At 69.5% G+C, this 8,659-nt stretch carries 8 protein-coding genes and 1 pseudogene; all 9 read left to right on the forward strand.

The features are described from left to right. A pseudogene (locus VNT50_RS04780) lies at nt 1–259 on the forward strand (hypothetical protein); the annotation flags it as partial. A gap of 3 nt (nt 260–262) precedes the next feature. After that, the gene (gene nusB, locus VNT50_RS04785; RefSeq protein WP_325483960.1) at nt 263–673 is read left to right on the forward strand and encodes a transcription antitermination factor NusB; all 411 of its coding nucleotides are present in this window, start codon (nt 263–265) and stop codon (nt 671–673) included. Nucleotides 674–787: 114 nt separating this feature from the next. After that, complete coding sequence (locus VNT50_RS04790; protein WP_325483961.1) at nt 788–2,362, forward strand: Rieske 2Fe-2S domain-containing protein; 1,575 nt, start codon at nt 788–790, stop codon at nt 2,360–2,362. A gap of 122 nt (nt 2,363–2,484) precedes the next feature. Next, nucleotides 2,485–3,033: a bifunctional pyr operon transcriptional regulator/uracil phosphoribosyltransferase PyrR gene (gene pyrR, locus VNT50_RS04795; protein ID WP_325483962.1), complete on the forward strand. Its 549-nt coding sequence runs from the start codon at nt 2,485–2,487 to the stop codon at nt 3,031–3,033. After that, nucleotides 3,030–3,989, forward strand: coding sequence for an aspartate carbamoyltransferase catalytic subunit (locus tag VNT50_RS04800; RefSeq protein ID WP_325483963.1), 960 nt, complete (start codon nt 3,030–3,032; stop codon nt 3,987–3,989). Before pyrR ends, VNT50_RS04800 begins: the two co-directional genes overlap by 4 nt. Further along, nucleotides 3,986–5,395 carry a dihydroorotase gene (locus VNT50_RS04805; RefSeq protein ID WP_325483964.1) on the forward strand — a complete coding sequence of 470 codons (1,410 nt, stop codon included), beginning with the start codon at nt 3,986–3,988 and terminating at the stop codon, nt 5,393–5,395. Before VNT50_RS04800 ends, VNT50_RS04805 begins: the two co-directional genes overlap by 4 nt. Continuing rightward, entirely contained in the window at nt 5,392–5,928 is a 537-nt protein-coding gene (locus VNT50_RS04810) for a PH-like domain-containing protein (protein ID WP_325483965.1), read from the forward strand. Before VNT50_RS04805 ends, VNT50_RS04810 begins: the two co-directional genes overlap by 4 nt. Then, the gene (gene carA, locus VNT50_RS04815; protein ID WP_325483966.1) at nt 5,925–7,160 is read left to right on the forward strand and encodes a glutamine-hydrolyzing carbamoyl-phosphate synthase small subunit; all 1,236 of its coding nucleotides are present in this window, start codon (nt 5,925–5,927) and stop codon (nt 7,158–7,160) included. The genes VNT50_RS04810 and carA overlap by 4 nt, the downstream gene beginning before the upstream one ends. Continuing rightward, nucleotides 7,153–8,659 (forward strand): carbamoyl-phosphate synthase large subunit (gene carB, locus VNT50_RS04820; protein ID WP_325483967.1); only part of this gene is annotated, 1,507 nt, incomplete at its 3' end. The genes carA and carB, both read left to right, overlap by 8 nt.

Genomic DNA, 8,659 nt, shown 5'->3' on the forward strand with positions numbered 1-8,659 from the left:
CTCCGCGAGTGCCCAGCGCCGAGCCGAGGGGTTGCGCGCGACGGACAGGATGGCGTCGCGTGCGGACTCCGCCGGGGCTCGACTGCGTTCTCTGGGCGCACCCAGGCCCGCGGCCAGCGCCAGCAGCGCCGCCGTCGCCGGCACCAAGCCCGCCACCGTCGAGACCGGCTACGAGATCCAGGTGCCGCTGTTCCTCGAGACAGGCACCAAGGTCAAGGTCGACACACGCACCGGCGATTACCTGGGGCGCGTGAACTGACGCGTGAGCGCACGTTCAAAGGCGCGCAAGCGCGCCCTCGACATCCTGTTCCAGGCCGATGTCCGCGGTGACGAGGTGGCGGTCACCCTCGCCTCGGAGGCCAAGCGCGCGGCGGCCGAGCCCTCCCGCGAGGCATCGTGGCTCTACGCCCGCGAGATCGTCGACGGGGTGATCGACCACCGCGACGAGATCGACGAGCAGATCACGACGCACAGCCGCGACTGGAAGCTCGAGCGGATGCCGGCGGTGGATCGCGCGCTCCTCCGCATGGGTGTGTGGGAACTGCTCTACAACGAAGAAGTGCCCACCGCCGTCGTCATCGATGAGGCCGTGGAGCTCGCCAAGGAGTTCTCGACCGATGACTCCAGCGCGTTCGTGCACGGGGTGCTCGCCCGTGTCGCCCGCACCGCGTAGCGGGATCACGCGGCGCCGCGGCGCTCGGCGCAGCACGCGGCCCCGTCGAGCCGGCGTCCCGGCCTGCTCGCCGTAGAATCGACGGGTTCACAAGACGACGACTCAGGGAGTGCCATGCGGATCACCGGGCTGGGCCACGCCGGCATGTTCATCGAGACCCTCGGCGGCAGCATCCTCTGCGACCCGTGGGTCAAGCCCGCCTTCTACGGCTCCTGGTTCCCGTTCCCCGACAACCGGGCGCTCGACTGGGAGAAGTACGGCAAGGCCGACTTCCTCTACGTGTCGCACCGGCACCGCGACCACTTCGACCCGTGGCTGCTCGAGACGTACGTGCCGAAGGACATCGAGGTGCTGCTGCCCGACTACCCGACCGACGATCTCGAGAACGACCTGCGGGCGCGGGGCTTCCACAACATCACGTACACACAGGCCGGCGAGGTGCTCGAGCGTGGACCCCTGCGCCTCATGGTGACACCCCTGCGTGCCCCCAGCGACGGGCCGATCGGCGACTCGTCGCTCTCGATCGACGACGGCACCGCGAGCATCCTGAACCAGAACGACTCGCACCCCCTCGATCTCGACAAGCTGCTTTCATTCGGCAAGCCCGAGGCGTACTTCACCCAGTTCTCCGGCGCCATCTGGTGGCCCATGGTCTACGACCTCGAGGACGAGGCGAAGCGCAACTTCGCCCACCTCAAGCGCGAGGCGCAGCACAAGCGCGCGATGTTCTACATCGAGAAGGTCGACGCACCGCACGTGTTCCCGATGGCGGGCCCGCCCATGTTCCTCCGCGACGAGCTGTTCCGGTACAACGGCCTCGGGCAGGAGGACGATTCGATCTTCACCGACCAGGCGCAGTTCATCGCCCGACTCCAGGCGGAGGCGCCCGACTACACCGGCCACGTCTTCGTCCCCGGCACCGTCGTGGAGCTCAACGACGGCTCCCTGACGGTCGAGCAGACGCTGTACACGGATGCCGAGATCGAGGCGATGTTCGCCGACAAGTGGGGCTACCTCGAGCGCCAGCGCACGAGCCGGCAGCAGGAGATCGCGGACGAAGTGGCGGCTCGCGCCGACATCCTTCCGCCCGACGAGATGCTCGCCGAGCTCAAGGCGTGGTGGGAGCCGCTGCTGCGGCGCGGTCGCATCTTCCGCGAGGGCGTCGGCGGACCGGTCCGCTACACGATCGGCGACCTCGACATGGTCGTCGACTTTCCGAAGGCGAAGCTGCGCGAGTACGCGGGGGAGGAGACCACATATTGGTTCACGATCCCCGCCGACCTCGTCTCGACGAACATCCGCGACCGCGAGATCGACTGGTCGAACTCGATCTTCCTCTCCATGCAGTTCGCGGCGGGGCGGGTCGGCAAGTTCAACGAGTTCATCTACACCTTCATGAAGTGCCTCTCGCGCGATCGGATCGAGTACGTCGAGAACTGGTACGCCGAGCAGTCCGACGTCACGGAGGACGTGCAGCTCGGCGACTGGGTCGTTCAGCGCCGCTGCCCGCACCTGCGCGCTGACCTGTCGAAGACCGCCAAGATCGAGGACGGCGTGCTCACGTGCAGCCTGCACGACTGGAAGTGGGATCTGACGAGCGGCCGCTGCCTCACGACGCACGGGCACCCGATCCGCTCCCGCCAGGCCGAGGACGCCCTGCACCGCGAGGCGACCGCGCCCGCCGCCTGATCGGGCGCGCTGCCTGATCGGGCGCGCCGCGCGAACGGGCCTGCCGTCCTTTCGCGCTAGAGTGGAACGAACACCACAGCAACCTTTAACCCCGTCCCGTGAGGCGGAGAAGGGAGCGGCGGATGAGCACGCGAACCGTGCTGCACGAGGCCGACATCGCCCGGGCCCTGACTCGGATCTCCCACGAGATCCTTGAGTCCAACAAGGGACCCGATGGCCTGATCCTTCTCGGCATCCCCACCCGCGGCGTCACCCTCGCGCACCGCATCGCCGGGTTCATCGAGCAGTTCGGGGGAGCGCCCGTTCCCTCCGGGGCCCTCGATGTGACGATGTACCGCGACGACCTGCATCGCAACCCCACGCGCACGCCGCAGCGGACGGAGATCCCTGCCGGCGGCATCGACGGCAAAGTCGTGGTGCTCGTGGACGACGTGCTGTTCTCGGGCCGCAGCATCCGCGCGGCCCTCGATGCGCTGCAGGACATCGGGCGCCCCGCGGCCGTCCGGCTGGCCGCACTCATCGACCGCGGTCACCGCGAACTTCCGATCCGGCCCGACTTCGTCGGCAAGAACCTGCCCAGCGCGCGCGACGAGCGCGTGCGGGTGCGACTCGCCGAGACCGACGGCGTGGAGTTCGTTTCGATCGAGGGGGAGGTGACGATCGAATCATGAGGCACCTGCTCGATACCAAGACGCTCTCGCGCGAGCACGCCCTCGCCATCCTCGACATCGCTGAAGACATGGCCGACACGCAGTCGCGCGAGGTCAAGAAGCTGCCGACGCTGCGGGGCAAGACGGTCGTCAACCTGTTCTTCGAGGACTCCACCCGCACGCGCATCTCGTTCGAGGCCGCCGCGAAACGCCTCAGCGCCGACGTCATCAACTTCGCGGCGAAGGGCTCGAGCGTCTCGAAGGGCGAGAGCCTGCAAGACACAGCGCAGACCCTTCAGGCGATGGGTGCCGATGCGGTCGTGATCCGCCACGGCGCCTCGGGCGCCCCGCGTACCCTCGCATCCAGCGGCTGGATCACCGCGGGCGTCGTCAACGCCGGCGACGGGACGCACGAGCACCCGACGCAGGCGCTGCTGGACGCGTTCACGATGCGCAAGCGCCGGCACGGCGCCGCGAGCCGCGGCAACGACCTCGAGGGCCTCCGGGTGACCGTGGTCGGCGACATCCTGCACTCGCGCGTCGCTCGTTCGAACGTGTGGCTGCTCGGCACCCTGGGGGCGGAGGTCACGCTGGTCGCGCCACCGACACTCGTGCCGCAGGATGTCTCGGCCTGGCCGGTGCGGGTGCTCTACGACCTCGATGAGGCGATCGCCGCCGGCCCCGACGCACTCATGATGCTGCGCATCCAGCTCGAGCGCATGAGTGCGGCGTACTTCCCGTCCGAACGGGAGTACGCCCGGCGCTGGGGCCTGGACGCGGGTCGGCTCGCCGCACTGCCCGAGGATACGATGGTCATGCACCCCGGCCCGATGAACCGAGGGCTCGAGATCTCGTCGGATGCCGCGGATTCCCCGCGCTCGACGGTGCTCGAGCAGGTCGCGAACGGCGTCTCGGTGCGGATGGCCGTGCTCTACCTGCTGCTCGCCGGCGAACACACGAACGAGGAGTCAGCATGACCGGTTCTTCTTACGCCTTCGGCGCATACTCAGGATCCGAGACCCCTGCCCTCCTCATCACAGGCGCGCGCATCGAGGGCGGGGACGCCACCGACCTGGTCATCGAGGGCGGTCGCATCTCCGAGGCGGGAACCGGCCTCTCGCGGGCCGGCGCGACGCGCATCGACGCCGACGGACTCGTGGCGCTGCCCGGTCTGGTCGACCTGCACACGCACCTCCGCGAGCCGGGCTACGAAGTGTCCGAGACGATCCTCTCCGGAACGCGCGCGGCCGCCGCGGGGGGCTTCACCGCCGTCTTCGCGATGCCCAACACATCGCCGGTCGCCGACACGGCCGGGGTGGTCGAGCAGGAGCTCGCCCTCGGCGAGGCCGCCGGCTACGCAACGGTGCAGCCGATCGGCGCTGTGACGATCGGCCAGCGGGGCGAGCGCCTCGCCGAACTCGGGGCGATGGCCTCCTCGCGAGCCCGCGTGCGCGTCTTCAGCGACGACGGCTTCTGCGTGTGGGACCCGCTCATCATGCGCCGCGCCCTCGAATACGTGAAAGCCTTCGACGGAGTGATCGCCCAGCACGCGCAGGACCCGCGCCTGACCGAGGGCGCGCAGATGAACGAGGGCTCGGTCTCGGCCGAGCTCGGCCTGGCCGGATGGCCGGCCGTCGCCGAGGAGTCGATCATCGCCCGCGACGTCCTCCTCGCCGAGCACGTCGGGTCGCGCCTGCACGTCTGCCACCTGTCCACGGCGGGCTCGGTCGACATCATCCGGTGGGCGAAGAAACGGGGCATCGACGTGACCGCCGAGGTCACCCCGCACCACCTGCTGCTGACCGAAGAGCTCGTGCGCGGCTACGACGCGCGCTACAAGGTCAACCCGCCGCTCCGCCGCGAAGAGGACGTCCTCGCCGTGCGCGAAGGGCTGGCCGACGGGACGATCGACATCGTCGCGACCGACCACGCACCACACCCCTCCGAGCACAAGACGTGCGAGTGGCCCGCCGCAGCGAACGGGATGGTCGGCCTCGAGAGCGCGCTCCACGTCGTGCAGAAGGCGGTCGTCGACACCGGGATGCTGTCGTGGGCGGATGTCGCGCGCGTGCTGTCGAAGGCTCCGGCCCGCATCGGGCTGCTGAAGGGTCACGGCACGCCGCTCGAGGCCGGGCAGCCGGCCGAGTTGACGCTGTACGACCCGACGGCGACGAGCGTGTTCGAGGCATCCCGCCTGCACGGGCGCAGCCGCAACTCGCCCTACCTCGGCACTGAACTGCCCGGCCGCGTCGTGTGGACGATCCACCGCGGACGCCCGACCGTCGCGGACGGGGCTCTCGTCGCCCACGGGGTTGTTCAGGGCCGGGTCGTCCCGGGCGGGGTCGTTGAGGGCGGGGCTGTCGAGAGCGGAGTGCACACGTGACCCGCGAGGCCGCCGTGGCCGTCATGATCGGTGCGGCGCTGCTCATCCTGCTCGCCATGTGGTGGGGCTGGAGCCGACGACGACGCCGTGACGCGGGACTTCAGGCGCCGCTCGGAGATATCCCCGCCGGCGCCGAGACGCTCGCGACCGCGCACGGCTTCTACGTGGCCACGACCGCGCACGACAAGCCCCTCGATCGCCTCGGCATCCACCCGCTGACGTTCCGCTCGCGGGTGACCGTGACCGTGACGACCGCGGGTGTCGCGCTCGATATCCCCGGCGCCCCGCGCGTCTTTCTCGCCGCCGACCGCCTGCGGGCGACCGGCCGGGCGACCTGGACGATCGACCGCGTCGTCGAGGACGGCGGGCTGCCCTTCATCGCCTGGGCGGTCGCCGACGACGTCATCGCGGACAGCTACTTCCGCGTGCAGGACGCCGACCCGGCCGATGTGCTCGACGCTGTCGCACGGATCCTGCCCCAGCCGGAAACCCCTCCCCGCCCTGAAACAACCCCGACGGGACAACAGTCATGACTTCCGCATCCACCTCGTTCTTCCAGAACCCCGAGCCCGCCGTCCTCGTGCTCGAGGACGGCACGCGGCACGCCGGACGCGCCTACGGGGCGCGCGGAACGACCCTCGGCGAAGTGGTCTTCGCGACCGGGATGACCGGTTACCAGGAAACCCTCACCGATCCCTCGTACGCCGGGCAGATCGTGCTGCAGACCGCGCCGCACATCGGCAACACGGGCATGAACGACGAGGATCCCGAGTCTCGCCGCATCTGGGTCTCGGGCTACATCGTGCGCGACCCCTCCCGCGTGGTCTCGAACTGGCGCGCCGACGAGTCGCTCGACGACGCCCTCGTCACTGACGGCGTCGTGGGCATCAGCGGGATCGACACGCGCGCGGTCACCCGCCACATCCGATCGGCGGGCAGCATGCGCGGCGGAATCTTCTCGGGGGATGCCGCGGCGCTCGGCGCCGACGCTCAGCTCGCGCTCGTGCGCGAAGCCCCACGCATGGCCGGTCAGAACCTGTCGGCGTCCGTCTCGGTCGCCTCGGCCGAAGTGACGCCCGCGATCGGCGAACGCATCGGAAACCTCGCGGTGCTCGACCTCGGCGTCAAGCAGGCGACCGTCGACAACCTCGCCGCGCGCGGCTTCGACGTGCACGTCCTCCCGCAGGACGTGACCCTCGCGCAGATCCTCGCGATCGAGCCGGTCGCCGTGTTCTACTCCAACGGCCCCGGCGACCCGGCCGCGTCCGATGACCACGTCGAACTCCTCCGCGGTGTGCTCGATGCGCGGCTGCCGTTCTTCGGGATCTGCTTCGGCAATCAGCTGCTCGGCCGCGCGCTCGGGTTCGGCACGTACAAGCTGCCCTTCGGGCACCGCGGCATCAATCAGCCTGTGCTCGACAAGCAGACCGGCCGCGTCGAGATCACCTCGCACAACCACGGCTTCGCCGTCGACGCGCCTCTCGAGGGCATCACCGAGAGCCCGCACGGCTATGGTCGCGTCGAAGTGAGCCACGTCGGCCTGAACGACAACGTCGTCGAGGGTCTCCGGGCGCTCGACATCCCCGCGTTCTCGGTGCAGTACCACCCCGAGGCGGCCGCCGGCCCCCACGACGCGAACTACCTCTTCGACCGCTTCCGCGACCTCGTGATCGCCGATCTCGATGCACGCGCTTCGCGCCGGTTGTCGAGTGTTCGCGAAGCGAATGTATCGAGACACGATCACCGAAAGGGTGACAATGCCTAAGCGCGACGACATCAAGAGCGTCCTCGTCATCGGCTCCGGGCCGATCGTCATCGGCCAGGCATGCGAGTTCGACTATTCGGGCACACAGGCCTGCCGTGTGCTCCGCGAGGAGGGCGTGCGCGTCATCCTGGTCAATTCGAACCCCGCCACGATCATGACCGACCCCGACTTCGCTGACGCGACGTACATCGAGCCGATCACGTGGAAGGTGATCGAGACGATCATCGCCAAGGAGCGTCCCGACGCGATCCTGCCGACGCTCGGCGGGCAGACGGCCCTGAACGCCGCGATCGACCTGCACAACCACGGCATCCTCGAGAAGTACGACGTCGAGCTGATCGGCGCGAGCTTCGAGGCGATCAACAAGGGCGAGGATCGCCAGATCTTCAAGCAGCTCGTGCTCGACGCGGGGGCGGATGTCGCGGCCAGCCGCATCGCGCACACGATGGACGAGTGCCTCGCCGCCGCCGCGGAGCTCGGCTATCCGCTCGTGGTGCGCCCGAGCTTCACGATGGGTGGGCTGGGATCCGGTTTCGCCTACGACGAGTCCGACCTGCGCCGCATCGCCGGCGCCGGCCTGCACGACTCGCCGACGAGCGAAGTGCTGCTCGAGGAGTCGATCCTCGGGTGGAAGGAGTACGAGCTCGAGCTCATGCGCGACACGGCCGACAACACGGTCGTCGTCTGCTCGATCGAGAACGTCGACCCGGTCGGCGTGCACACGGGCGACTCGATCACGGTCGCGCCCGCGCTGACGCTTACCGACCGGGAGTACCAGCGTCTTCGCGACATCGGCATCGACATCATCCGGGCGGTCGGCGTCGACACCGGCGGGTGCAACATCCAGTTCGCGGTCAACCCCGCCACCGGGCGCCTGGTCGTGATCGAGATGAACCCGCGCGTCTCGCGCTCGTCGGCGTTGGCGTCCAAGGCCACCGGTTTCCCGATCGCGAAGATCGCGGCGAAGCTCGCGATCGGCTACACCCTCGACGAGATCCGCAACGACATCACCGGCGAGACCCCCGCCGCGTTCGAGCCGACGCTCGACTACGTGGTGGTGAAGATCCCGCGGTTCGCATTCGAGAAGTTCCCCGGGGCCGACCCCGAACTCACCACCACCATGAAGAGCGTCGGCGAGGCGATGGCGCTCGGTCGCTCGTTCCCCGAGGCGCTGGGCAAGGCGCTGCGCTCGATGGAGACGTCGGCCGCCGGGTTCTGGACCACGGCCGACCCGGACACCGAGCCTGACGTCCACACCGCTCTCGACGGGCGCATCTACGCCGTCGAGCGGGCCCTGCGCGGCGGGGCGAGCGTGGCCGATGTGGCGGAGCGTTCGGGCATCGACCCCTGGTTCGTCGACCAGATCGCCGCGCTCACCGAACTACGCGGGGATATCATCGGCGCTCCCGTGCTCGACGAGCCGCTGCTGCGCCGGGCGAAGCGGGCGGGGATCTCGGACCGCCAGCTCGCGGCGCTGCGCCCCGAGTTCGCGGGTGAGG

Source organism: Microbacterium sp. (assembly GCF_035554235.1).
Classification (GTDB): Bacteria; Actinomycetota; Actinomycetes; order Actinomycetales; family Microbacteriaceae; genus Microbacterium.